Genomic DNA, 22,654 nt, shown 5'->3' on the forward strand with positions numbered 1-22,654 from the left:
AGTCCGGCCGGGCGGGGTCACCGGCCCCGCCCGGCGGGCGTACGTACGCGGATCAGGCGGTGGCCGTGACGACCTCGCGGTGCACCGGCGTCGCGCGCGCGGACAGGTAGCGCTCGGCGTCCAGCGCCGCCGCGCATCCGCTGGCGGCGGCCGTGACGGCCTGGCGGTACGTGTGGTCGACGACGTCTCCCGCGCCGAACACGCCGGGAAGGTTCGTCCGCGTGGAGGGGGAGTCGACCTTGAGGTAGCCCTCGTGGTCCAACTCCAGCTGGCCGCCGAACAGTTCGGTACGCGGGTCGTGTCCGATCGCGATGAACAGGCCCGTCGCATCGATCCTGCGGGTGTCGCCGGTGACCGTGTCGCGCACGGTGAGGCCGGCCAGCATGCCGCCCTCGTCGTGCAGTTCGGCGATCTCGGTGTCGAAGGCGAAGGAGATCTTGGCGTCGGCGAAGGCGCGCTGCCGCATCACCTGGGAGGCGCGCAGCTCCGAGCGCCGGTGCACGACGGTGACGGACCTGGCGAAGCGGGTCAGGAAGGTGGCCTCCTCCATTGCCGTGTCACCGCCGCCCACGACCACGATGTCGCGGTCACGGAAGAAGAAGCCGTCGCAGGTCGCGCACCAGGAGACGCCCCGTCCGGACAGCTCGTCCTCCTTGGGCAGGCCCAGCTTGCGGTAGCCGGAGCCGGTGGCGACGATCACGGTCCTCGCGCGGTGCACGGTGCCGGCGGAGTCGGTGACCTCCTTGATCTCGCCGGCCAGGTCCACCGCGACGATGTCGTCGTCGATCATCTCGGCGCCGAACTTCTCGGCCTGCGCCCGCATGTCGTCCATGAGCTGCGGACCCTGGACGCCGTCCGGGAAGCCGGGGAAGTTCTCGACCTCGGTGGTGGTGGTCAGCGAACCGCCCACGAAGATCGCCCCGCCGAAGACGAGAGGCCTGAGCTGGGCGCGTGCCGCGTACAGCGCCGCGGTGTATCCGGCGGGGCCGGAGCCGATGACGACGACCTCGCGTATCCCGGCGCTCATGGTGTCTTCTCCGGGGCGATCTCGGCGATCAGGCCCTCGACGAGCACCTTGATCTCGTCGCGGATCGGACGGACCGCCTCGACGCCCTGACCGGCCGGGTCCTCGAGCGTCCAGTCGAGGTAGCGCTTGCCGGGGAAGACGGGGCAGGTGTCCCCGCAGCCCATCGTGATGCAGACATCGGACTCCTTGACCGCGTCCACGGTGAGCATCTTCGGCACCTCGGCCGAGATGTCGATACCGACCTCGCGCATGGCCTCGACGGCGGCCGGGTTGACGTGCTCGCCCGGGGCGGACCCGGCCGAGCGGACCTCGACGCGGTCCCCGGCCAGGTGGGTCAGCCAGGCGGCGGCCATCTGGGAGCGGCCGGCGTTGTGAACGCAGACGAACAGGACGGAGGGCTTCTCGGCCATCGGAGGGTCTCTCTTGTCTCGCGGGGGCGCTTGGTCGCGGGTTCGCGGAGGTGCGGATGTGTGGAGGTGCGGATGTGTGGAGGTGCGAAGTCGTGCCGGCGTCTCGCGACGGATGCGGGCGGGTTCACATCAGCACCCGGTGGTGTCAGCCACCACTGGTGTGACAGTATCAGTCCATGATGACGTCAGTCGACACTGATCTGATCCGCATCCTGGGTGACCCCCTCCGGCTGCAGATCGTGACCCTGCTCGCCCGCGAGACGCTGTGCACCACCCACCTCGTGGAGGAGACCGGTGCCAAGCAGACCAATCTCTCCAACCATCTGAGAGTGCTGCGCGAAGCCGGGGTCGTGGAGACGGAGCCGTGCGGCCGCTTCACCTACTACAAGCTCAAGCCGGACGTCATCGCCACGCTCGCCGGCCAGTTCGCCGAACTGGCCGAGTCCGCCCGCACCGCCGCCGACAACAAGAGGGCCTGCCCGTGACCCGCACCGAACCACCCGCGACGATCAGCGCCGAGGACTCATCGGTCGTCGCGAAGCTGTCGACACTCGACCGCTTCCTCGCTGTCTGGATCCTGCTCGCCATGGGCCTCGGCCTCGGGCTCGGCCGGCTGATCCCCGGTCTGAACGACGCCCTGGCGAAGGTCGAGATCGGCGGCATCTCGCTGCCCATCGCCGTCGGCCTGCTGATCATGATGTACCCGGTGCTCGCGAAGGTCCGCTACGACAAGCTCGACGCGGTCACCGGCGACAAGAAGCTGATGGTCTCCTCGCTGGTCATCAACTGGATCGCGGGACCGGCCCTCATGTTCGCGCTGGCCTGGATATTCCTGGCCGACCTGCCCGAGTACCGCACCGGCCTGATCATCGTCGGGCTCGCCCGCTGCATCGCCATGGTGATCATCTGGAACGACCTGGCCTGCGGCGACCGCGAGGCCGCCGCCGTGCTCGTGGCGCTCAACTCCGTGTTCCAGGTCCTCGCGTTCGGCCTGCTCGGCTGGTTCTACCTGGATCTGCTGCCCGGGTGGCTGGGCCTCGGTGACGGCGAATCGCTCGACATCTCGATGTGGAAGATCGCGCTCAACGTCGTCATCTTCCTCGGCGTCCCGCTGCTCGCCGGCTTCCTCACGCGGCGCATCGGCGAGCAGAAGCTGGGCCGCGAGGCGTACGAGTCCAACTTCCTTCCGAAGATCGGCCCTTGGGCCCTCTACGGCCTGCTGTTCACGATCGTCATCCTCTTCGCCCTGCAGGGCAGGACGATCACCTCGCAGCCCCTGGACGTGGCCCGGATCGCACTGCCGCTGCTCGTCTACTTCGCGCTGATGTGGTTCGGCACCTTCGCCCTGGGCAAGGCCATCGGCATCGGTTATGAGCGCACCGCGACGCTCGCGTTCACCGCGGCGGGCAACAACTTCGAGCTCGCGATCGCGGTGGCCATCGCGACCTTCGGGGTGACCAGCGGCCAGGCCCTGTCCGGCGTCGTCGGCCCGCTGATCGAGGTCCCGGTCCTGGTGGCGCTGGTGTACGTCTCGCTCGCCTGGCGCAAGAAGTTCGCGGCCGCCCAGTGACGTCGTCCGTGGATGTGGTGGTGATCGGCGGCGGCCAGGCGGGGCTGGCCGCCGGTTACCACCTGCGCCGCCTCGGCCTGGACTTCGTCGTCCTCGACGCCCAGGCCGCGGCGGGCGGCGCCTGGCAGCACACCTGGGACTCGCTCCACCTGTTCTCACCGGCCGCCTACTCCTCACTGCCCGGGTGGCTGATGCCCGCCCAGGCCGGTGAGCTGTATCCCGACGCGGACCATGTCGTCACGTATCTCCGGGAGTACGAGAAGCGGTACGAGCTCCCCGTTCAGCGGCCGGTCCGGGTCTCGGGCGTGCACGGCGACGGAACGCACCTGCGGGCCGTGACCGACAGCGGCGACTACCGGGCGCGCGCCGTCATCAGCGCCACCGGCACGTGGTGGCGGCCCTTCCTGCCCGCAGTCCCCGGGGAGTTCGGGGGCCGGCAACTCCACACGGTCGACTACCGGAGCCCGCGCGACTTCACAGGACAGCGAGTGATCGTCGTCGGCGGAGGCAACTCCGGTGCGCAGATCGCCGCCGACCTCGCGTACGACTCCGACCTGACCTGGGTCACCCAGCGCCCACCGCGCTATCTCGCCGACGACATCGACGGTCGCGCCCTGTTCGATGCGGCCACCGCGCGACGCCGCGCCCTGGACGAAGGGCGCACGGACGGCGGCGGAGTGGCCTCCCTGGGCGACATCGTCGCCGTACCTCCCGTACGAGCCGCGCGGGACGCCGGGCTCCTGAAAGCGTCACCGATGTTCGCGCGCCTCACCGACAGCGGGGTTGCGTGGGCGGACGGCACCCGCGCCGAGGCCGACGCGATCATCTGGTGCACCGGCTTCCGCCCGGCGCTTGCCCACCTCGCGCCGCTGCGCCTGCGTGGATCGCGCGGCCGCATCCGCACCCACGGCACACACTCGGCGGACGAGCCCCGCCTGCACCTGCTCGGCTACGGCGACTGGACGGGCCCCGCCTCCGCCACCCTCATCGGCGCGGGCCGCCCGGCTCGTGAGGCGGCCCGGGAGATCGGGGAGTTGCTCGGACGCTAGGGCGTCTCTTCGGTACGAGGTGCCGGCCGCGGGGTGCTCGGCCCTTCACTCTCCCCTGCGCCGCGGAGAGGCCCGCTGCGCCTGCGCGAAGGCCGCCATCTTCGCGGCCGTCGACGCATGGCAGTGACCAGTCAGGCAGCGCGCTGCATGCAGACCAGTCGGTCCCGCTCGTCCCAGGAATCGGTGACGGCGAAGCCGAGACGCTCGTACAGGGAGATGGCCCCGGTCCGCCATTTCCACACCGAGAGCCGGACGGCGTCCACACCGTTCTCCGCGGCATCGGCGAGAGCGGCACCGATCAAGGCGGACGCAATGCCCCGGCCCCGGAACGCGGGGTCGGTCCAGAGCCTCTTGATCTCGGACGCCCCATGGACCGGGGAGGTCACCACCACGCAGCCCACGGCCTCGTCCCCCACGAGGGCCACGAGCACGACCTCACCGGTGAACGCGGTCCGGGTATCGGTGATCTCCGCCCGGTAGCGATCCGGCAACTCGTCAACCGAGCCGACGGGTTCCCCCTTCTCGGCCTCGGTCCGCAGGTGATAGGCCGCCAGCAGAGCGGCCAGGCCACCCTCGAGCTGAGCCGTCGCGCCTGGCCAGCGGACGATGGCAACCTCGGGATGATCAGTCATGGCCTCAGGATCACACAACGGATTGGACGTCTCGCGGGTGACCCTGGAGCAGCAATTCCGGCTCCAGATCCGACGGACTCTTCGCGTCAGGGTGCCGGCTCAGGGACCGGTGTGCCGGGAGTGGTGAAGGCCGCGAGGACCGTGGCGCTGATGTGGTGGGCCGCGTGGTCGGACGTGAGGCGGCCCGCGCGGATCTCCTCCGTCGCGCTGTGCATCACCGAGTGCAGGACGTTGACCATCCAGCTGATCGGCAGATCCGTACGGAAATGCCCCTCGGCCCGGCCGCGGGCGACCAGCGCCTCGACCCTGGCAGCGGGCCCGGCGTGCAGTTCGAGGATGCGCGCGGGGGAGAGCTCCCGTTGCGCGGCGACGATCAACGCCCTTGTTCCGTCCACGAGATGCCAGCCGGCCTCGATGTAACGGTGCAGCGCGAGCCGTGGGTCACCGGTCAGGTCGACCGTGTCCAGCACCTCGTTGCCCCGGTCCAGCGCACGGCTCATCGCCGCGTCGACCACCTCGGCCCGTGAGCTGAAGTGCGCGTACAGCGTCACCCGGCCCACGCCCGCGGCCCGGGCGATCTCGCTCAGGCTGGCGTCCGGATTCCGGCCGAGACATTCGGCCGCGGCCTGCACGATCGCGTCGATACTGCGCCGGGCGTCGGCGCGCTTCGTGGTGGTGTCCTTGCTCCCCATGTGCCCACGGTACCGCACTGACCGTGCTAACTCGTACAGCACTGTTTGGTTTATAGCTCTGGGGCGTATAACCTGAACAAGACTGTACGACTTAGCGACGAGGGGTGAGCGTCATGAGTGATACGGAAACCACCGGCACGAACGCGGCGAATGCTGCGTATCCCCTGCGCTGGCGGGTGCTCGGGCTGCTGGGCCTCGCCCAGTTGATGTTGATCCTCGACATCACCGTGGTGGCCATCGCGCTGCCCGACATGGGCGGCGAACTGGGCCTGGACCGCGCGGCGTTGACCTGGGTGGTCAGCGGATACGCGCTCACGTTCGGAAGCCTGATGCTGCTCGGCGGCCGGGCCGCGGACCTCTTCGGGCCGAAACGGGTGGTCCTTGCCGGGCTCGCCGTGTTCACCGCCGCGTCCCTGGCCGCAGGACTCGCCACGGCCGCCGCGGTGCTGCTCGTCGCGCGTGTGGCCCAGGGCGTCGGCGCCGCCCTGGTCTCACCCGCGGCGCTGTCCGTGGTGGTGCGGCTGTTCGACGGCGAGGAGCGCAATCGCGCCCTCGGTGTGTGGTCGGCGCTGGGCGGCGGGGGAGCGGCCCTCGGTGTCCTGCTCGGCGGGCTGATCACGGCGGGACCTGGCTGGGCCTGGGTGTTCTTCGTCAACGTCCCCGTCGGTCTGGTCGTCCTCGTCTCGCTCGCACGGATCCTGCCCCGGCTGCCCGGCGCGGCGACCGGCACACTCGACGTGCCCGGCGCCGTCCTGGTCGCCGGCGCGACCGGGTCCCTGATCTACGCCCTGATCCGCGCGGGAGACCACGGCTGGCTGGACGTCGTGACCCTCGTGCTGGTCGCGGTGTCGGCAGTCGTCTACACGGCATTCGCGTTCTGGCAGCGCCGGGCGGCGGCACCGCTGATGGATCTGCGTCTGCTGTCCCGGCGTCCGGTGGTGGCGGGCATCTTCGTCATCGCTGTCACCACGGCGCTGATGGTGGGTGTCTTCTTCCTCGGCTCCTTCTATTTCCAGAACCACCAGGGCCACGGTCCCCTGATGACCGGCGTGCTGTTCCTGCCGGTGGCGCTGCTGACCATGGCCGCCGCCGCAGGAGCCGGCCGCATCATCGGCCGGCTGGGAGCACGGCTGCTGGCGCTGGTCGCGCTCACGGTCGCGGCTGCCGGATTCCTCGTACCCGTGCTGTGGTCGGGCACTGCCACGATGGTCGTCGGCGTCAGTGTCGCCGCCGCGGGGATGGGCGCCCTGTTCGTCGTCGCCTCGGCCACCGCGCTTGCCACCGTCGCTCCGCACGAGGCCGGTGTGACCTCGGGCATCGTGAGCACCTTCCACGAGTTCGGCGCCTCGGCCGGCGCCGCCATCGTCTCCAGCGCGGCGGCCACGAGCATCGCTGCCCGGGCCGGCACGACGACCGCCTCCGGTTTCGACGACGCGTTCCTCGTCGCCACGGGAATCGCCGCGGTCTCCGCCGTCATCGCGCTGTGGCTGATACCCGCGAAGCCGCAAGCGAGCCAGGGGCACCCTGCGTGATGGGGTGCGCCGCAGCTCGGCGATCATGGGGCACGTGAAGTCCGGCCGCTGATCGCCGTGTTGCGCACCTGATCGCCGAGCCGGACACGGGCAGGCGCAGCGCCGCAGACATCGGAGGAACGCAAGTGGACAGCTCGAACGACCCGTATCAGTTGAGCGTGGGCGTGCCCTCCGTCGAGGTCTTCCGGGGTCTGCGCGCCAGTGCGGGTCTCTCGGACAAGGATCCCGAGGCGGTGGCGATCGCGCTGCCCAACACCTGGCACGGTGTGATCCTTCACCACGAGGGAGAGCCCATCGGCATGGGGCGCATCATCGGTGACGGCGGCACCGCGTTCCAGATCGTCGACATCTGCGTGCATCCCGCCCACCAGGGGCGCGGCCTGGGCAAGCGCATCATGGCCGCGCTCACCGACGAGCTCGACCAGCGGGCGCCCGCCACCGCCTATGTCTCACTGATCGCGGACGGCCCCGCGCGTCATCTCTACGAGAAGTTCGGCTTCGCCGACGTAGCCGCGCACGATTCGGTCGGTATGTACCGCGCCACGTGAGCGAGCGGTAGGTACCGCGCCACGTGCGCGAGCAGTAGGTACCGCGCCACGTGCGCAAGCGGTACGTGATGACAGCCCGGGCCGACGGAGTGGGCCCGGGCCGTGCACAGGGCTAGGAACCGGGTGCGAACGCGGTGGCCATCGCCGCCAGGACCGACGGGGCGACCCGGTAGTAGACCCAGGTGCCGCGACGCTCGGAGGTGAGAAGGCCGGCCTCGCGCAGCTTCTTGAGGTGGTGGCTGACCGTGGGCTGGGAGACGCCCACGTCGGAGATGTCGCACACGCACGCCTCTCCGCCCTCATGGGAGGCGACAGCGGAGAAAAGGCGCAGGCGCACGGGATCGCCCAGTGCCTTGAACATCGCGGCGGTCCGCTCCGCCTCCTCGGCGGTCAGCCGGCGCTCCGACAGGGGCGGGCAGCAGGGGGCGACCTCGGGTTCGAGCAGGGGCAGCGCCTTCGTAGTGGACATGCGCCCATCGTAACTCCGAACTTCGATGAATGTCTATGTTGACGGATGTCGATGCAGCGTGGCACTCTTCGCTGCATCGAAGGGCGTCGAAGTAGGGCGGAGCGCCTCGCGTCGCCTGCTCCTTCGTGGCAAATGAGTGGCCGCTTCGACCGGTCCCGCACATACTCCGGTCGGCCCCGCATGCGCACCGCAGCTTTCCCGCGTTCGTACAGCAGTTGACATCCGTACAGCAGTTGAGGAGACAGCAGTCATGAACGAGCAGCAGCTTCCCGTCGTGGTCATCGGTGCCGGACCGGCCGGGCTCGCCGCCGCGTCCCAGCTCGTCGAGCGTGGTCTCGAGCCGCTGGTCCTCGAGGCTGGCCCGTCCGCGGGAACATCGGTGCGCGAGTGGGCGCACGTACGGCTGTTCTCCCCCTGGTCCGAGCTTGTCGACCAGGCCGCCGAGAAGCTCCTCGCCCCCACCGGCTGGGAGCGGCCGGACGGCGACACCTACCCCAGCGGCGGTGACTGGGCCGCCGCGTACCTGCAGCCGCTGGCCGAAGTCCTGGGTGAGCGCGTGCAGTTCGGGGTGCGTGTCACCGGCGTCTCCCGCGCCGGACGTGACCGGGTGGTCGACGCCGACCGCGAGCAGCAGCCGTTCACCGTCCACACTCTTGCCGCCGACGGCACCGAGTCCCGTCTGAAGGCCCGCGCGGTCATCGACGCCTCCGGCACCTGGTCGAAGCCGAGCCCGCTCGGCGGCGACGGTCTGCCCGCGCTGGGCGAGCGCGCGAACGCCGACCGCATCTCCTACCGGGTCCCGGACCTCAAGGACCCCGCCGTACGGGCCCGTTACGCCGGCAAGCGCGTGGCAGTCGTCGGATCGGGCGCCTCCGCGTTCACGGCGCTCGCCTACCTCGCCGACCTGGCGAAGGAAGCCCCCGGCACCCACGCCGTATGGATTCTGCGCCGCGGTATCGGCGCGAACACCTTCGGCGGCGGCGAGGCGGACCAGCTGCCGGCCCGCGGCGCCCTGGGTCTGGCCGCCAAGGCGGCCGTTGAGGCGGGCCACGCGAGTGCGGTCACCGGATTCCGTACGGACGAAATCGCGCGCGACGGCGAGCAGTTGGTGCTCGTCGGCGAGGACGGACGCCGCCTGGAGCCGGTGGACGAGATCATCGGCCTGACCGGGTTCCGCCCCGACACCTCGCTCCTCGCGGAGCTGCGCCTGAACCTGGACGAGCGCCTCGAAGCCCCGGTCGAACTGGCCCCGCTGATCGACCCCAACGTGCACTCCTGCGGCACCGTCTACCCGCACGGCGCCAAGGAGCTCGCCCACCCCGAGCAGGACGTCTACGTCGTCGGCATGAAGAGCTACGGCCGCGCCCCGACCTTCCTGGCGCTGACCGGTTACGAGCAGGTCCGCTCGGTCGCCGCCGCCCTCGCGGGTGACCACGAGGCCGCCGCCCGCGTGGAGTTGAACCTCGCCGAGACCGGCGTGTGCGGTGGCGCGGGCCTGTTCGACGACCCGGCGCAGACCGAGCAGCAGGCCGAGCAGGCGAGCGGCGGAGGGTGCTGCGGAGCCCCCGCCACCGTCCAGATCGGAGCGCCCGCCGCGTCGGGCGGCTGCTGACCCCGGTGGCCGGACTCGACTCGGAGGTGGCCGCGGCCGGTTCACAGAACCGGTCGCGGCCGCGCGCCGTCCTGCCCGCTCTGTGCGTCACGCAGATCACCAGCTGGGGGATCGTCTTCTACGCGTTCCCCGTGCTGTTGCCGCGTCTGACGGCGGACACCGGCTGGTCCACCGGCACGGCCTCCGCCGCCTTCTCCGCCGCGCTCCTGCTCTCGGCGCTGGCCGGGATACCCGTCGGCCGCATCCTGGACCGCCGTGGACCGCGTGCTGTCATGACCACCGGGTCGCTGCTCGCGGTCGTCGCCGTCCTGACCGTAGCGGCCGCCCCGAACCTCCTCGTCTACTTCGCCGGCTGGCTGCTCGCCGGGGCGGCGATGTCCGCCACGTTCTACCAGCCCGCGTTCGCCGCGGTCACCCGCTGGTGGGGCCCTGACCGCATTCGCGCCCTGACGCTGGTCACCCTCGCCGGAGGCCTGGCCTCCACAGTCTTCGCGCCGCTGACGGCCCTCCTCGCCGAGCATTTGTCCTGGCGCGCGACCTACGCCGTACTGGCCCTGATCCTGGCCGCGATTACCATCCCCGCCCACGCCGTCGCACTCCGTGCGCCCTGGCCGCCCGCGCCCGCCGCCGAGGTGCGCCAACTGCCCACCGGCAAAGGGTCGATCGCCCGCAGCCGCCCGTTCGTCCTCCTTGCGGCGGCCTTCACGCTGTCCGGCTTCGCGGTGTACGCCGTGGTGATCGGCATCGTCCCGCTGATGCTCGAACGGGGCGCGGGACCCACCGCCGCCGCATGGGCCCTGGGCCTAGGCGGAGCCGGCCAGACTCTCGGCCGGACGCTGTACGCCGCACTCGCCCGGCGCACCGGCGCCACTTCCCGTACGGTCCTCCTGATCGCAGCCGGCGGAGCCACCACCGCGGCACTGGGCCTCGTGCCCGGCCCTACCGCGCTCCTCGTCGTCCTGTCGGTGGCGGCGGGCATGGTGCGCGGCAACATCACGCTGCTCCAGGCCACCGCGGTGACCGATCGCTGGGGTACGGCCGACTATGGAAGGCTCTCCGCGCTGCTTGCCGCCCCGGTGACCATCGCCGCGGCGCTCGCGCCGTGGGTCGGTACCAGTCTGGCGGGCCTCCTCGGCGGGTACGCGCCGCTGTTCGCCGTTCTTTCGTGTCTCTCCGCGGCATCGCTGGTGCTCGCCTTCGCGGCCGGCAGGACTCGGCGGGTGGTGGCGGCGCAGGGCGTTTGACATCGAGCGATACGGGGGCGTCGCGGGGTGTTGTCAGTGCCGGGCACTACCGTCTGGCCATCGGTGGAATCGCCCCCCAACAGACAGATGGAGAGCCCATGTTGAAAGCGGTCGCGGAGGGTGTGCAGATCCATGTGAGCGAGTTGCTTCTGAACAACACCGTTGTCGTGCAAGGCCAGGACGGTGTGCTGCTGGTCGACCCCGGGATCAGTACCTCCGAATTGCGCTGCCTGGCGGACGACCTTCGCTCGTCCGGCCGGCCCGTGGTGGCCGGTTTCTCCACGCATCCGGACTGGGACCACGTGCTGTGGCATGCCGACCTCGGTGAGGCGCCCCGTTACGGTACGGCTCGTGGCGCCGCGTACATGCGTGAGCTGCTCTCGGACCCGGGCTGGAGGACGTGCGTCGCAGAGGGGCTGCCGCCGGAGCTCGAAGGCGAGGTGCCGCTGGACCTGTTCGGCCGGATCACCGCCCTGCCCGCCGGTACGGCAGAACTGCCTTGGAAAGGCCCGGAGATCAGGATCGTCGAGCATCCGGCCCATGCCCAGGGGCACGCGGCACTCCTGATCGAGGAATCCGGCGTCCTCGTGGCCGGCGACATGCTGTCCGATGTCCTGGTCCCGATGTTCGACGACTCCGCCGATCCGCTCGAGGAGTACCTCGTCGGGCTGGAGCGGCTGGAAGAGGTGGCGGACGAGGTCGAGGTCCTCGTCCCCGGCCACGGGACGGCCTGCGGAGCGGATGAGCTGCGCACGCGGATCGACTTGGACCGCGCGTACGTACACGCTTTGCGCGAAGGCCGCGAACCGGACGACCCCCGTATCGGCCCCTCGGCCAGGCCCGGTTGGGAGTGGGTGAGCGACCTGCACGCCGGACAGGCCCAGCGGCTCGGCGGCAAGGGCGGGCACTAGAGGACGCCCGGTCGGCGGCACGTCGTACCGACTCTGGCGTACCGCCCGCCCCAGGGCCGCGGTGGGCTCGTGCTGCGGAATCACTCCCGTGGGCACGTGCTGCGGAATCACTCCGCAGTGGACGTGTGATGCGGGATCGTCGCGGACACCGTGTACCCGTCGCCGTCCGCGCCGGCCGTGAACGTGCCGCCCAGCAGCGCCATGCGCTCGCGGAGACCGATGAGACCGTTGCCGCCGCCGGGCAGATCGAAGGCGGGGGAGCGGGTGGGCGCCGTATTGGAAACGGTGATGGCGACGCTGTCCCTACGGCACTCGACGCCGACCCGTACGAGGGCGCCGGGCGCATGCTTCGCGGCGTTGGTCAGCGCCTCCTGAGCGATCCGGTACAGGGCGCGCTGCACGGGCGCGGGCAAGTTCTCGGGATGCCCTTCGACGTGCAGCTCGACCTGCTGGCCGACCCACCGTGCGCGTTCCACCAGGCCGGTGAGGTCGCCTGCGCCCGGCCCCTGCCCCCACGCGGGCCGGCTCGCCCGCGCGGCCGGGCAGCAGCACACCCAGGATCTCGCGCAGCTCCTCCAGGGCCTGGCGACCTTCGTGGCGGATCTGCTCGGCCTTGTCGGCGACCTGCGCGTCGGCCGCGCCCGCGCCGAGGCGCAACGATCCCGCCCACAGGACGATATGGCCCGCGCGGTGCGCCACGACGTCGTGCATCTCGCGGGCGATACGGGCGCGCTCACCCGCACGCGCCCGCTCGGCCCGCAGATCCTGTTCGCGTTCCAGGGCGGCCAGTTCGGTCCGTACGGCGGCGGTGCGTTCACGGCGCACGGCCACCGCATAGCCGACGACCAGCGGGCCGATGGCCAGCGCGACGGAGTAGCCGACCTCGCGCAGGTCCAGATCGTGGCCCGCCCACAGCGCCCCCAGGTCCGCCAGACAGGCGGCCACCCCCACCCACACGAGGGTTGGCAGCGCGCGGAAGTAGGCCATGCCGACCGTGAACAGGGCCACCGCCAGGGCGATCGGCGTGAAGGCCAGCACATGACAGCAGATGATCACCAGCGCGACGGCGAGCGGCCAGGAACGCCGCCACCACAGGAACAGTGCGATCAGGCCGGAGACCGCGGCGACCGTGGCGGTGGGCTGTCCGCTGAGGAGCCCGTTCGAGGGCTTCACCCACGCGTTGGCGAAGCCGAGGACACAGCACGCGGCGACGACGAGTGCGTCCACGCGCCGCGCCGGCCACTGCGCCGGGGCCCCGTCCGTCACCTCTGCCCCCGCCCGTCCGTGCCGGTCCGCGCCCGCGGTGGCTAGCGGTCCAGGCCGGCGCGGTAGGCCAGCCGGGGCGCCTGCACCCGGTTTTCCGCACCGATCTTCGCGAGCAGGCGGCTCACCTGGCCTTTGACGGTTCCCTCCGTCACATGCAGTGCCTCGCCGATCGCCGCGTTGGACAGGCCTCGCGCGATCAGCCGGAGCAGTGCGGTCTCACGCTCGTTGAGAGTGGCCAGCACCTGCTCCTCACCAGTAGTGAGCCTGCTGCCGTGCTCGGCGAGCTGCGCCAGGATCCGCGGGGTGACGGCGGGATCGAGGGTCGCCTGTCCCTGGGCGATCCGGCGTACGGCGGAAATCAGTTCCTCGGGGGACGCGTCCTTGAGCAGGAAGCCGCTGGCGCCGGCGCGCACGGCCTCGTCGACGAACTGGTCCTCGCCGAACATGGTCAGCACCAGTACTCGTGGCGGCACGGGCAGCGCGCGCACCTCACGGGCGGCGACGAGGCCGTCCATGCCGGGCATACGGATATCGACCAGCGCCACGTCCGGGCTGAACTGGCGCGCCGCCTCCAGCGCGCTGTGACCGTCCCAGGCCTGGGCGACGACGTGGATGTCGTCGGCGGAGGCGAACACGTCGTACAGGCCGCGGCGCACGATCTCGCTGTCGTCCGCGACGAGAACGCTGATCACCATGCGCTCAGGCTGCCACACGCCCCGAGGCCGCGCCCGGCGTCACTTTGGTCATGACTTGGTGCATACCTTCGGCCCGTCGTACGGCCCGGGCACCCGCCGAGACTTGATGGCGGAGAGCACGCGCCTGCCGCAGATGCCCCGCGGCGGCGCTCGGCACATTCCCCCGTATCCGTGCCGACCGTACTCTCCACGCCGCTGCACCGGCCGCCTGCCGACCGGTGCGGCGGCACCCCGCATCGGCCGTACCCCGATGCGGCCCATGGGCCGGGCCCTGGGGCACGCCGTCCGGATCACACGGCAGGGCTCGGCTTCGGCCTGCGCGCTTCACGGCGAGATCTTGACTTCGACCCCTTCGCCGGCCGCCACCCGCACCTCGCCAGAGGAGGGCGCCCCGGACACAGGGGACGCCCTCCATCGCGTGCGGGTGGCTCCGTCAGACGGAGCGGTGATACTGCGCCGGTACGTGCACTTCGCCGCCCAGTTCGCGCGCCGCCAGCCGGGCGAAGGACGGATTGCGCAGCAGCTCGCGGCCGAGCAGTACCGCGTCCGCTTCGCCGTTGGCGACGATCTTGTCGGCCTGTTCGACTTCGGTGATCAGGCCCACCGCCGCGACCGGGAGGCCGGCCTCTTCCTTCACGCGGGTCGCGAACGGGACCTGATAGGAGGGCCCGACCGGGATGGTCACCTTGGGTGCGATACCGCCGGTGGAGACGTCGAGCAGATCGACGCCGTGCTCCTTGAGCAGTGCGGCGAGGCGCACGGTGTCGTCCGCGGTCCAGCCGGGCTCGCCCGCCTCGTCGAGCCAGTCGGTGGCCGAGATGCGGAAGAACAGCGGCTTGTCCGCGGGCCAGACCTCGCGTACGGCGTCGACGACTTCGAGGGCGAAACGGGTGCGGTTCTCGAAGGAGCCGCCGTATTCGTCCGTGCGCTTGTTGGCGTGCGGGGAGAGGAACTCACCGATCAAGTAGCCGTGCGCGCCGTGTACTTCGACGACCTCGAAGCCCGCGGCCAGGGCACGTTCCGCGGCGGCCCGGAACTGGCCCACGATCTCCTTGATCTGCGCCAGGTCGAGTTCGATCGGTGTGCGGTCGTCCTCCGCGAAGGGGACCGGGCTCGGGGCGACGGGCTGCCAGCCGTGCGCCGACTCGTCGACCTGCTTGCCGCCGTTCCACGGCTGCGCGGTGGAGGCCTTGCGTCCCGCGTGGGCGATCTGAATGCCCGGCACCGTGTTCTGCGACTTGAGGAAGTCCACGATTCGGCGCAGCGACGCGACCTGGGTCTCGTTCCAGATGCCCAGGTCGTACGGGCTGATGCGGCCCTCGGGGCTGACCGCGGTGGCCTCCAGGAGGATCAGGCCCGTGCCGCCGGCCGCGCGGGCGCCGTAGTGCTGGAAGTGCCAGTCGTGGGCGACGCCCGCGTTCGGGCCGAAGGCCTCTGCCGAGTACTGGCACATCGGCGCCATCCACACGCGGTTGGGGATGGTCAGCGACCGCAGGGTGTAGGACTCGAACAGTGCGCTCACGGCGTGCTCCTTCGATGGCGACGGTGGAGGCGGACAGGCAGCCGAAGGGCGGAGCCCCTCGGCTGCCTCGTACGATACTCACCGTACTACGAGAGATGTCAAACTACGAGACCTCTCGTACAATGAAACCGGCGAAACTCGCCGTGCCCGCCGTCAGGCCGGGCGCACCGGACAGGGAGGCACCGTGACCACCGCCACGAGCAGCCGAGAACTCGCCCATCCCGAGCGCGGGGAGATCCGCCTCGAGTCCGTGCTGCATGCCCTCTCCGATCCGATGCGGATGCAGGTCGTCCGTGAACTGGCCCAGGCGGAGGGCGAGTTGTCCTGCTCGTTCTTCGATCTGCCGGTCACCAAGTCCACGACCACGCATCATTTCCGCGTGCTGCGCGAGAGCGGAGTGATCCAGCAGGTCTACCGCGGCACCGCCAAGATGAACGGCCTGCGGCGTGAGGACCTAGCCGCGCTCTTCCCCGGACTTCTCGACAGCGTGCTCGACGCGGCTGCCCGGCAGGAGCGGCGGCTCGCCGGCAGCTGAGCCCGCGTCCGAAGCTCCGTCCGCACCGGTGGCCGATGCCCCGGCCGCAGCAGTGCCCGATGCCCCGTCCGCACCCTCGGCCGGGGCGTCCGTGCGTCCCGGCAGGTGGTTGAAGAGCAGGTTCAGGGCGATGGCCGTCAGGCATCCCGCGCTGATCCCGCTGTGCATGACCGTCTGGAACCAGTCCGGGAACTCGTCGTAGATCTCCGGCACTCCGACCGGCAGCATGCCCACCGCCACCGAGACCGCGACGATCGTCAGATTGTGGTTGCCGCGGAAGTCCACCGTCGCGAGCGTGCGCAGACCGGTCGCGGCCACCGTGCCGAACATGACCAGGCCCGCACCGCCGAGCACGGGCGCCGGGATCGCGGCGACGATCGCGCCCAGCTTCGGCAGCAGGCCGAGCAGGACGAGGATGACGCCCGAGCAGGCCACGACCCAGCGGCTGCGCACCCGGGTCATGCCGACGAGGCCCACGTTCTGGGCGAACGCGGTGTACGGGAAGGTGTTGAAGACACCGCCGAGCACCGTGGACAGACCGTCGGCACGCAGACCGTCCGCCAGGTTGCGCGGACCGACCTTGCGATCCGTCATCTCACCGACGGCGATCATGTCGCCGGTGGTCTCGGTCATGATGACGAGGGCGACGACCAGCATCGACACCACGGCCGCGGCCTCGAAGGTGGGAGCGCCGAAGTGGAACGGCGTGCTGATGCCCAGCCAGTCGGCCTTGCCCACCGCGTCGAAGTCGGTGAAGTCGAGGGGTATCGCCACGAGCGTGCCGACCAGGATGCCGACCAGCACCGCGATCCGGCTGAGGAACGCGGGCGCGAAGCGCTGCACCGCCACGACGACCACGAGGACGAAGGCCGCGAGCCCGATGTTCTTCGGCGCCCCGAACTCCGGCGAACCGGCGCCTCCGGCCGCCCAGCGGCCGGCCACCGGCAGCAGCGTGACACCGATGATGAGGATGACCGTGCCGGTGACCAGCGGCGGGAAGAACCTCAGCAGCCGCCCGAAGACCGGTGCAAGGAGCACCATCGCAAGTCCGGAAATGATCACGGCTCCATAGATGGCCGGCAGACCACCGCCCTGTGTGCCGATGAGCACCATCGGCGACACCGCGGCGAAGGTACAGCCCTGCATGATGGGCAGCCGCACACCGAACCGCCAGACACCCACGCACTGCAGCAGCGTCGCGATGCCGCACACCAGCAGATCCGCGGTGATGAGATACGCGAGATCCGCGGGCGGCAGCTTCATCGCGCCGCCGACGATCAGGGGCACCGCCACCGCGCCCGCGTACATCGCGAGCACATGCTGCAGACCGAAGGCGATCAATTTGCCGGTGGGCGGCACCTGATCGACGGGATGCTTCTCGCTCGCCGGAGCGGTGGAGCCGGCAGGGGGAGCTGAGGCCATCGGGCACTCCTGTACTGGGATAGGGGACGACACGGGTGCAGCGCAATGCGGGCGCGGTTCAGGCGCCGTTCGTGCGCGGTGGGGGATGCACGAGACCGTATGCCGCCTGAACATTTTGTTGATTACGCGGATGTTGCCGCGCTGTGTCGTCGATCGCCAGACCTGGGAGCCGTCCATCACCTGGCAGGAGTCGTCCATCACCTGGTGCAGGAGTCGCCGATCACTCGGCGCAGGAGTCGCCGATCGCCCGCCCTAGGAAGCGAGTTCGGGACCTGCCGAGCGCTCCGGCATCGCGCGCTGCGCACGGGCCGCCGCGAACAGCGCGTCCCATTCCCCGATCTTCACCGGGCCCCGCCCGAGCGAGGCGCCCAGCGCCGCCTCGGCCTGCTCGATCGCCTGCCACCCGGTCCATTCCACGGGCTCGAGACCTGCCGCCCGCAGCCCGTCCAACGGGTCCCCGAGGCCCGGCACTTGTCCGGCATTCCTCGCCTGTACGAGAGCGGAGGCGTCCTCGAGGATCGAGGTCACGGTCTCCTTCGCGCAGGGCCGGTTGGTGCCGATCACTCCGGTCGGCCCCCGCTTGATCCATCCGGCGACGTACTCACCAGGGGAGGGCTCGCCCTCGCGCAGCACCCGCCCCGCCGTATGCGGCACGGTGCCGCCGCGCTCGTCGAACGGCAGCCCGTCGAGCGGCACTCCGCGATACCCGACCGAGCGCAGCACCAGCTGCGCCGCGATCTCCTCGTACGATCCGGAGCCCGTGACCCCACCCTGCCCGTCCGGCAGCGTCCGCTCGAACCGCACCGCGCCCACCCTGCCGCCTTCGGCGAGCAGCTCCACGGGGCGCAGGAAGAAGCGCAGACGGATCCGCCGCCCGCGCCCCTGCGGCGGACGCTCGGCGAAGGCGCGCAGCGCCTCGACGTTGCGCCGGTTCACGCCGGGCAGCGAGGACGGGTCGGCGCAGAGCGGATCGAGTGCCAACTCGGCTGGATCCACCACGACTTCCGCATCCGCGAGCGAGCCCAGCTCGCGCAGCTCCTTCGTGGTGAACTTCGCCTGCGAGGGGCCGCGCCGGCCGACCATGTGCACATCGCGCACCTGGCTGTCCGCCAGCGCCGCGAGCGCGGCTCCCGGTATGTCCGTGCCGGTCAGCTCGTCGGCGCCGCGCGCCAGGATGCGCGTGACGTCCACGGCGACATTGCCCACGCCGATCACCACGGCCGAACGGGCCGCGCTCAGCGCCCCGTTCCAGCGGGCATCCGGATGCGCGCTGTACCAGGACACGAACTCGGTGGCCGACCAACTCCCCGGCAGATCCTCGCCGGGTACGCCGAGCCGGCGGTCGGTCGCGGCCCCCACGCAGTAGACGACGGCGTCGTACAGGCGAAGGAGGTCACCTGTCGCGATTCCGCCCGGCCCGACCTCGACGGCGCCGAGGAAGCGGACCCGGCTGTCCTGCAGCACCGCGCGCAGATTGTTCTGCAGCGACTTGATCTTCTCGTGGTCGGGTGCGACGCCGTAGCGGACCAGACCGTACGGGCACGGCAGCCGGTCGAGCACATCCACCCGCACCGGCACGCGGTCCTGCTGGACGAGCGACTGGGCGCTGTACACCCCGCTCGGCCCCGATCCGACGACAGCGACATGAAGCACGGTGACGCTCCTCCCGCAGGATGCCTCCAGCATCGCACTCCCGTACGGAGAGGGGGAGATGTGGGATCAAACGCTCGCGTGCCGCCTGTGACCAATAGTGATCATGCGGATACGGTGCTTAGGTGCTCTATGGATCATTTGATGGCGAATTTGATCACAACCGAACGTTTGGCGATTCTCTGACCGATGACCCCCTGTCAGACAACCAGCTCATGACCGACGCCCCGCAGAGCGTCGTCTCGGTGTGGCCCGTCTGGGAACTCCAAGGGCACGGAAGCGCCTCGACGGGACGCCATCTGGAGTCGTACGGGACCGACGGCGTGTGGGCCGCGCCGGCGGGGACCGGTCTGCCGCCCTGGTTCAACGTGCGGCTGACCTTCGGCGACGGCGCGTATATCGAAGTGCTCGCCGTAGTGGGCGAATCGGGTATCGCCATCGAGGACATGCGGGCCCAACCCCCGCTGCCGCTCGGCGGGTTCGCGGCGCTGACCCCCTGGCTCGAGGGACCGCTCAGCGACGCCTGCCGCGCCGTCGCCGAACGGCACGGAGCGGCAGCTTCCGTCCCGGAGGCGCCCGCGCGGCCCGAGACCCAGGTGCACCGGCGGGCCCGTCCGTCCTGGCCGCGCGGCAGTCACGGGCGACGGATCGTCGCCGAGGCCTATCGCGCGGCCCAGGAATCGGGTCTCGATCCGGTACTCGCCGTCATGCAGGCGACGGGCCGCAGCCGCCGGAAGTCCCTGCGGCTGATCGCCGGTGCACGGGACGCCGGTTTCCTTTCCCCGCGTCACAATCGGCGGTGACGGGCGCCGGAACGGCGAGTGGTGACAGCGCCGGATCGGCCCGCGCCGTCCCCGCCCGGTTCACAGCAGTTCGCGCATCCGCTCGATCTCGCTGGTCTGCTGAGCCCCCACGTCGTTGGCCATCTCCTCGATCTGCACGTTGTTCCCGCCCGAGAGCACGTCCTGGGCCATGGTGATGGCGCCGGTGTGGTGCGTGATCATCAGCTTGAGGAACAGCTCGTCGAAGCCGGATCCCTTCGATGCGCGCAGCGTCTCGAGCTGGGCCTCGGTGGCCATGCCGGGCATGTGATGGCCGTCGTGTCCGGCGGACTCGCGCGGTCCGCCGTTGCGCTCGACCCAGGCCTCCATCGCCTTGATCTCCGGCCCCTGCGCCGCGTGGATGCGCTCGGCCAGCCGCTTCACTTTGTCGGACTTCGCACGTTTCGGCGCGAGTTCGCTCATGGTGATCGCCTGCCGGTGATGCTCGATCATCATCCGGGCGTATTCGAAATCGGCTGAGTTGGGGGTGTCGTCCTCGCCGCGCTTTTTGGCCTCTTCAGGCGATATCTCCTCGGCCTTCTCGCCGGGCTTGCCCGGTGCGATCACCGAAGGTCTGTCCTTCGCGCCGGACTTGGAGTCGCTGTCGCCCTCCGCGTCGCAGGCGCCGAGCGTGAGCGTGGCGGCGAGCACGCCCGCCGCCACGGTGAAGGTCCAGTTCCGTCCACGTCTACGGCGAATCGCCACGTCAGCCTCCTTGCGCCACCTGTTACGTCGAGGTCTGTCCTAGCACGGCGGCTGTCGTCAAAGATCAAAAACTTCGATTACAAGTACGTTGCCATCTGTTGAGATGTGCATGGCGAGCACGATACTGCCGTTGTCCGTGAACCGTTCAACTCTGAACGGCGACTTGGGAGGACGAAGTGAAGCAACTGAACAAAACTCGCGTCCGTCGCAGACGTCTCGGCGTCGCGGCTGCCGCGTTCGGGCTTGTCGCCACACTCCTGACGGCAGGTCAGGCCGGAGCCACCCCCGACCCGGGCGACACGCCGGCTGCCCCGGAGAGCGTCTCGAAGAGTGATACCGCGGACACCCGTGCCGCGATATCGAGCGGTGAGATTCCGGGGCAGGACGAGATCGTCCACTCCGACAACATCGAACACATCGCGAACGTGCCGAAGGACGCGCTGCCCGGTCTCAACACCGACATCGCGTTCCAGGGCAAGTACGCCTTCGCCGGCAACTACGACGGCTTCCGCATCTTCGACATCAGCAACCCGAGGGCGCCGAAGACCGTCGCGCAGGTCCTGTGCCCCGGTGGCCAGAACGACATCTCGGTCTCCGGCGATCTGCTCTTCCTGTCGACCGACTCCTCGCGCAGCGACAACTCCTGCAACAGCGTCTCGCAGCCCGCGACGGAGAAGTCGTCGTGGGAGGGCATCAAGATCTTCGACATCAGCGACATCACCAAGCCGGACTATGTCGCCTCGGTGGAGACGGCCTGCGGCTCGCACACGCACACGCTGGTGCCGGAGCGCAAGAACGTCTACGTCTACGTCTCCTCGTACTTCCCGAGCGCGACCTTCCCCGACTGCCAGCCTCCGCACGACGGCATCTCGGTGATCAAGGTCCCGCGCAAGGCCCCGACGCAGGCCGCGGTTATCGACTTCCCCGTGCTGTTCCCCGGTGACGGGCCGGACGGCGGCGGCAACCCGGGCGGTCCCACCAACCCGGGTGTCTCGAAGACCACCGGTTGCCACGACATCACCGTGCTGCCTTCCAAGGACCTCGCCGCGGGCGCCTGCATGGGCGACGGCATCCTGCTCGACATCGAGGACCCGGCCAAGCCCCGCGTCATCGACCAGGTCCAGGACAACGTGAACTTCGCGTTCTGGCACTCGGCGACGTTCAACCAGAAGGCCAACAAGATCGTCTTCACTGACGAGCTGGGCGGCGGCGGTGCGGCCACCTGCAATGAGGCCATCGGCCCGAACCGCGGCGCGAACGGCATCTACGACATCGTTGGCAAGGGTGACAAGCGCAAGCTGGTCTTCCGCTCGTACTTCAAGATCGACCGGCACCAGGCCGACACCGAGGTGTGCGTCGCGCACAACGGTTCGCTGATTCCGGTCAAGGGCAAGGACCTGATGGTCCAGGCCTGGTACCAGGGCGGCATCTCGGTCTGGGACTTCACGGACTCGAGCAAGCCCAAGGAGATCGGCTACTTCGAGCGTGGACCGCTGAGCACCACCACGCTGCAGACCGCCGGTTCATGGTCCGCGTACTACTACAACGGCTATGTCTACTCCAACGACATCGCCAAGGGCCTCGACGTTCTGAAGATCAACGACCGTCGTACGGACCCGGCGAAGCGGATTCGCCTGGACGAGCTCAACGTCCAGACGCAGCCCGACTACTTCGACCGGTGAGCTACGTCGACGGTCGAGCTGACTGATTGATCTTGTGAGTTCCGCCGGGCGGGCAGCCGTCCGGCGGGACGCCGAGCTCCCACCGCAGCTCGTAGCGGTGGAACAGCTCCGCCCGCAGGGTGGCCGGCGGCATCGGCGCCCCGGGAATCAGCACCGCGAACACCGCACCCATCAACTGCGCCCGCAGCAGCGGGTAGTCACGGTCCACATCGAGCGAACCGTGCCGTACGCAGGTGTCGCGCAGCAGTTCCGCCAGGCGCTGCTGCTCGGGGCACTGCACGAACCCCTCGGCCTGCAGAATGCCCGCCATGTGCGTCCGCATCAGGAGCGGCCGCTCGACCGCCAGGCCCAGGATCGCGTCGATGGCCCGCGCGAGCAGCTCGTCGCCGTCGCTCGTGCGCGGCTCACGCTCCAGCGCCGCCTGCAGGGTCAGATGCATGAGCCGGTGCACCGCGGACTGCAGCAGCTGCCGCTTTCCGGGGAAGTAGTACGAGACCAGACCCCGCGCGCATCCGGCGCGGTCGGTGATGTCCCCGAGCGTCGTCGCCTCGTAGCCGCGCTCGCCCACGAGCTCCACCGTCGCCTGCAGCAGCCGCTCGCGGGAACGCCGGCGCAACTCCTCGTTGACCGATGCGCTGCGCGGGGACAATCGCGAACTCC

The 22,654-nt window shown here is 70.2% G+C and carries 24 protein-coding genes; 11 read left to right on the top strand and 13 right to left on the bottom strand.

The genetic code is table 11. From position 1 onward, the window contains the following. Nucleotides 1-52 precede the first annotated feature (52 nt). Together trxB and H9Y04_RS33835 are read right to left on the bottom strand one after the other, a co-directional pair. A complete protein-coding gene (gene trxB, locus H9Y04_RS33830) occupies nucleotides 53-1,027 on the bottom strand; it encodes a thioredoxin-disulfide reductase (protein ID WP_187817961.1) in 975 nt (324 codons plus the stop codon). Continuing rightward, nucleotides 1,024-1,437: an arsenate reductase ArsC gene (locus tag H9Y04_RS33835; protein ID WP_187817962.1), complete on the bottom strand. Its 414-nt coding sequence runs from the start codon at nucleotides 1,435-1,437 to the stop codon at nucleotides 1,024-1,026. The genes trxB and H9Y04_RS33835 overlap by 4 nt, the downstream gene beginning before the upstream one ends. A 176-nt stretch (nucleotides 1,438-1,613) precedes the next feature. On the opposite strand from H9Y04_RS33835, the gene H9Y04_RS33840 reads away from it, so the two are divergent. Genes H9Y04_RS33840 through H9Y04_RS33850 form a run of 3 tightly spaced genes read left to right on the top strand, consistent with a single transcriptional unit; the run spans nucleotide 1,614 to nucleotide 4,056 of the window. After that, the gene (locus H9Y04_RS33840) at nucleotides 1,614-1,922 is read left to right on the top strand and encodes an ArsR/SmtB family transcription factor (protein WP_187817963.1); all 309 of its coding nucleotides are present in this window, start codon (nucleotides 1,614-1,616) and stop codon (nucleotides 1,920-1,922) included. Next, on the top strand, nucleotides 1,919-3,007 hold the full coding sequence (arsB, locus tag H9Y04_RS33845; protein ID WP_187817964.1) for an ACR3 family arsenite efflux transporter: 1,089 nt from the start codon (nucleotides 1,919-1,921) through the stop codon (nucleotides 3,005-3,007). The genes H9Y04_RS33840 and arsB overlap by 4 nt, the downstream gene beginning before the upstream one ends. After that, nucleotides 3,004-4,056, top strand: a complete 1,053-nt coding sequence (locus H9Y04_RS33850; RefSeq protein WP_187817965.1) for an ArsO family NAD(P)H-dependent flavin-containing monooxygenase — start codon at nucleotides 3,004-3,006, stop codon at nucleotides 4,054-4,056. The genes arsB and H9Y04_RS33850 overlap by 4 nt, the downstream gene beginning before the upstream one ends. Nucleotides 4,057-4,187: 131 nt before the next feature. Here the strand turns inward: H9Y04_RS33850 and H9Y04_RS33855 are convergent, their stop codons facing one another. Continuing rightward, a complete protein-coding gene (locus H9Y04_RS33855) occupies nucleotides 4,188-4,688 on the bottom strand; it encodes a GNAT family N-acetyltransferase (RefSeq protein WP_187817966.1) in 501 nt (166 codons plus the stop codon). A gap of 86 nt (nucleotides 4,689-4,774) precedes the next feature. Beyond that, nucleotides 4,775-5,380, bottom strand: coding sequence for a TetR/AcrR family transcriptional regulator (locus H9Y04_RS33860; protein WP_187817967.1), 606 nt, complete (start codon nucleotides 5,378-5,380; stop codon nucleotides 4,775-4,777). Between the two features lie 113 nt (nucleotides 5,381-5,493). Here H9Y04_RS33860 and H9Y04_RS33865 point away from each other — a divergent pair, with 113 nt between their 5' ends. Continuing rightward, nucleotides 5,494-6,912: an MFS transporter gene (locus H9Y04_RS33865; RefSeq protein WP_187817968.1), complete on the top strand. Its 1,419-nt coding sequence runs from the start codon at nucleotides 5,494-5,496 to the stop codon at nucleotides 6,910-6,912. Nucleotides 6,913-7,037: 125 nt separating this feature from the next. Continuing rightward, nucleotides 7,038-7,460 (top strand): GNAT family N-acetyltransferase, encoded by a 423-nt coding sequence (locus H9Y04_RS33870; protein ID WP_187817969.1) that lies wholly within the window; start codon nucleotides 7,038-7,040, stop codon nucleotides 7,458-7,460. A 112-nt stretch (nucleotides 7,461-7,572) separates the two neighbouring features. On the opposite strand, the gene H9Y04_RS33875 is transcribed toward H9Y04_RS33870, so the two are convergent. Then, on the bottom strand, nucleotides 7,573-7,929 hold the full coding sequence (locus H9Y04_RS33875; RefSeq protein ID WP_187817970.1) for an ArsR/SmtB family transcription factor: 357 nt from the start codon (nucleotides 7,927-7,929) through the stop codon (nucleotides 7,573-7,575). Between the two features lie 250 nt (nucleotides 7,930-8,179). Between H9Y04_RS33875 and H9Y04_RS33880 the strand changes: the two genes are divergently transcribed. From H9Y04_RS33880 to H9Y04_RS33890, 3 genes are all read left to right on the top strand, one after another. Beyond that, the gene (locus H9Y04_RS33880; protein WP_187817971.1) at nucleotides 8,180-9,541 is read left to right on the top strand and encodes an FAD-dependent oxidoreductase; all 1,362 of its coding nucleotides are present in this window, start codon (nucleotides 8,180-8,182) and stop codon (nucleotides 9,539-9,541) included. Nucleotides 9,542-9,546: 5 nt separating this feature from the next. Beyond that, nucleotides 9,547-10,785 carry an MFS transporter gene (locus tag H9Y04_RS33885; RefSeq protein ID WP_438818185.1) on the top strand — a complete coding sequence of 413 codons (1,239 nt, stop codon included), beginning with the start codon at nucleotides 9,547-9,549 and terminating at the stop codon, nucleotides 10,783-10,785. Between the two features lie 98 nt (nucleotides 10,786-10,883). Continuing rightward, nucleotides 10,884-11,696: an MBL fold metallo-hydrolase gene (locus tag H9Y04_RS33890; RefSeq protein WP_187817972.1), complete on the top strand. Its 813-nt coding sequence runs from the start codon at nucleotides 10,884-10,886 to the stop codon at nucleotides 11,694-11,696. A 107-nt stretch (nucleotides 11,697-11,803) separates the two neighbouring features. On the opposite strand, the gene H9Y04_RS33895 is transcribed toward H9Y04_RS33890, so the two are convergent. The 4 genes from H9Y04_RS33895 to H9Y04_RS33910 form a co-directional block, all read right to left on the bottom strand. Further along, nucleotides 11,804-12,097 carry an ATP-binding protein gene (locus H9Y04_RS33895; protein ID WP_187817973.1) on the bottom strand — a complete coding sequence of 98 codons (294 nt, stop codon included), beginning with the start codon at nucleotides 12,095-12,097 and terminating at the stop codon, nucleotides 11,804-11,806. After that, nucleotides 12,000-12,962, bottom strand: a complete 963-nt coding sequence (locus H9Y04_RS47575; RefSeq protein ID WP_187817974.1) for a sensor histidine kinase — start codon at nucleotides 12,960-12,962, stop codon at nucleotides 12,000-12,002. Before H9Y04_RS47575 ends, H9Y04_RS33895 begins: the two co-directional genes overlap by 98 nt. Before the next feature lie 41 nt (nucleotides 12,963-13,003). Beyond that, complete coding sequence (locus H9Y04_RS33905; protein WP_214661883.1) at nucleotides 13,004-13,657, bottom strand: response regulator; 654 nt, start codon at nucleotides 13,655-13,657, stop codon at nucleotides 13,004-13,006. Between the two features lie 433 nt (nucleotides 13,658-14,090). After that, on the bottom strand, nucleotides 14,091-15,179 hold the full coding sequence (locus H9Y04_RS33910) for an NADH:flavin oxidoreductase/NADH oxidase (protein ID WP_187817975.1): 1,089 nt from the start codon (nucleotides 15,177-15,179) through the stop codon (nucleotides 14,091-14,093). Nucleotides 15,180-15,363: 184 nt separating this feature from the next. Between H9Y04_RS33910 and H9Y04_RS33915 the strand changes: the two genes are divergently transcribed. Next, nucleotides 15,364-15,714 (top strand): ArsR/SmtB family transcription factor, encoded by a 351-nt coding sequence (locus tag H9Y04_RS33915; RefSeq protein ID WP_187817976.1) that lies wholly within the window; start codon nucleotides 15,364-15,366, stop codon nucleotides 15,712-15,714. Here H9Y04_RS33915 and H9Y04_RS33920 read toward each other — a convergent pair. Next, nucleotides 15,634-17,136, bottom strand: a complete 1,503-nt coding sequence (locus tag H9Y04_RS33920) for a nucleobase:cation symporter-2 family protein (RefSeq protein WP_187817977.1) — start codon at nucleotides 17,134-17,136, stop codon at nucleotides 15,634-15,636. The two genes, H9Y04_RS33915 and H9Y04_RS33920, sit on opposite strands and share 81 nt — an antisense overlap. A 252-nt stretch (nucleotides 17,137-17,388) precedes the next feature. After that, nucleotides 17,389-18,789: an FAD-dependent oxidoreductase gene (locus tag H9Y04_RS33925; RefSeq protein WP_187817978.1), complete on the bottom strand. Its 1,401-nt coding sequence runs from the start codon at nucleotides 18,787-18,789 to the stop codon at nucleotides 17,389-17,391. Nucleotides 18,790-19,001: 212 nt separating this feature from the next. On the opposite strand from H9Y04_RS33925, the gene H9Y04_RS33930 reads away from it, so the two are divergent. Beyond that, nucleotides 19,002-19,589 (top strand): DUF6214 family protein, encoded by a 588-nt coding sequence (locus H9Y04_RS33930; protein WP_236071801.1) that lies wholly within the window; start codon nucleotides 19,002-19,004, stop codon nucleotides 19,587-19,589. Between the two features lie 60 nt (nucleotides 19,590-19,649). Here the strand turns inward: H9Y04_RS33930 and H9Y04_RS33935 are convergent, their stop codons facing one another. Then, nucleotides 19,650-20,312, bottom strand: coding sequence for a DUF305 domain-containing protein (locus H9Y04_RS33935; protein WP_438818186.1), 663 nt, complete (start codon nucleotides 20,310-20,312; stop codon nucleotides 19,650-19,652). Nucleotides 20,313-20,488: 176 nt separating this feature from the next. On the opposite strand from H9Y04_RS33935, the gene H9Y04_RS33940 reads away from it, so the two are divergent. After that, the gene (locus H9Y04_RS33940; protein WP_187817979.1) at nucleotides 20,489-21,994 is read left to right on the top strand and encodes an LVIVD repeat-containing protein; all 1,506 of its coding nucleotides are present in this window, start codon (nucleotides 20,489-20,491) and stop codon (nucleotides 21,992-21,994) included. A 1-nt stretch (nucleotide 21,995) separates the two neighbouring features. On the opposite strand, the gene H9Y04_RS33945 is transcribed toward H9Y04_RS33940, so the two are convergent. Next, nucleotides 21,996-22,643, bottom strand: coding sequence for a TetR/AcrR family transcriptional regulator (locus H9Y04_RS33945; protein ID WP_187817980.1), 648 nt, complete (start codon nucleotides 22,641-22,643; stop codon nucleotides 21,996-21,998). Nucleotides 22,644-22,654: the final 11 nt, after the last annotated feature.

It is taken from the genome of Streptomyces polyasparticus, assembly GCF_014493765.1.
GTDB lineage: Bacteria > Actinomycetota > Actinomycetes > Streptomycetales > Streptomycetaceae > Streptomyces > Streptomyces polyasparticus.

What these genes read in the sequence shown, in the direction of transcription:
- trxB (WP_187817961.1), bottom strand. Translation starts at nt 1,027, where the DNA reads ATGAGCGCCGGGATACGCGAGGTCGTCGTCATCGGCTCCGGCCCCGCC.
- H9Y04_RS33835 (WP_187817962.1), bottom strand. Translation starts at nt 1,437, where the DNA reads ATGGCCGAGAAGCCCTCCGTCCTGTTCGTCTGCGTTCACAACGCCGGC.
- H9Y04_RS33840 (WP_187817963.1), top strand. Translation starts at nt 1,614, where the DNA reads ATGATGACGTCAGTCGACACTGATCTGATCCGCATCCTGGGTGACCCC.
- H9Y04_RS33855 (WP_187817966.1), bottom strand. Translation starts at nt 4,688, where the DNA reads ATGACTGATCATCCCGAGGTTGCCATCGTCCGCTGGCCAGGCGCGACG.
- H9Y04_RS33860 (WP_187817967.1), bottom strand. Translation starts at nt 5,380, where the DNA reads ATGGGGAGCAAGGACACCACCACGAAGCGCGCCGACGCCCGGCGCAGT.
- H9Y04_RS33865 (WP_187817968.1), top strand. Translation starts at nt 5,494, where the DNA reads ATGAGTGATACGGAAACCACCGGCACGAACGCGGCGAATGCTGCGTAT.
- H9Y04_RS33875 (WP_187817970.1), bottom strand. Translation starts at nt 7,929, where the DNA reads ATGTCCACTACGAAGGCGCTGCCCCTGCTCGAACCCGAGGTCGCCCCC.
- H9Y04_RS33880 (WP_187817971.1), top strand. Translation starts at nt 8,180, where the DNA reads ATGAACGAGCAGCAGCTTCCCGTCGTGGTCATCGGTGCCGGACCGGCC.
- H9Y04_RS33890 (WP_187817972.1), top strand. Translation starts at nt 10,884, where the DNA reads ATGTTGAAAGCGGTCGCGGAGGGTGTGCAGATCCATGTGAGCGAGTTG.
- H9Y04_RS33905 (WP_214661883.1), bottom strand. Translation starts at nt 13,657, where the DNA reads ATGGTGATCAGCGTTCTCGTCGCGGACGACAGCGAGATCGTGCGCCGC.
- H9Y04_RS33920 (WP_187817977.1), bottom strand. Translation starts at nt 17,136, where the DNA reads ATGGCCTCAGCTCCCCCTGCCGGCTCCACCGCTCCGGCGAGCGAGAAG.
- H9Y04_RS33930 (WP_236071801.1), top strand. Translation starts at nt 19,002, where the DNA reads ATGACCGACGCCCCGCAGAGCGTCGTCTCGGTGTGGCCCGTCTGGGAA.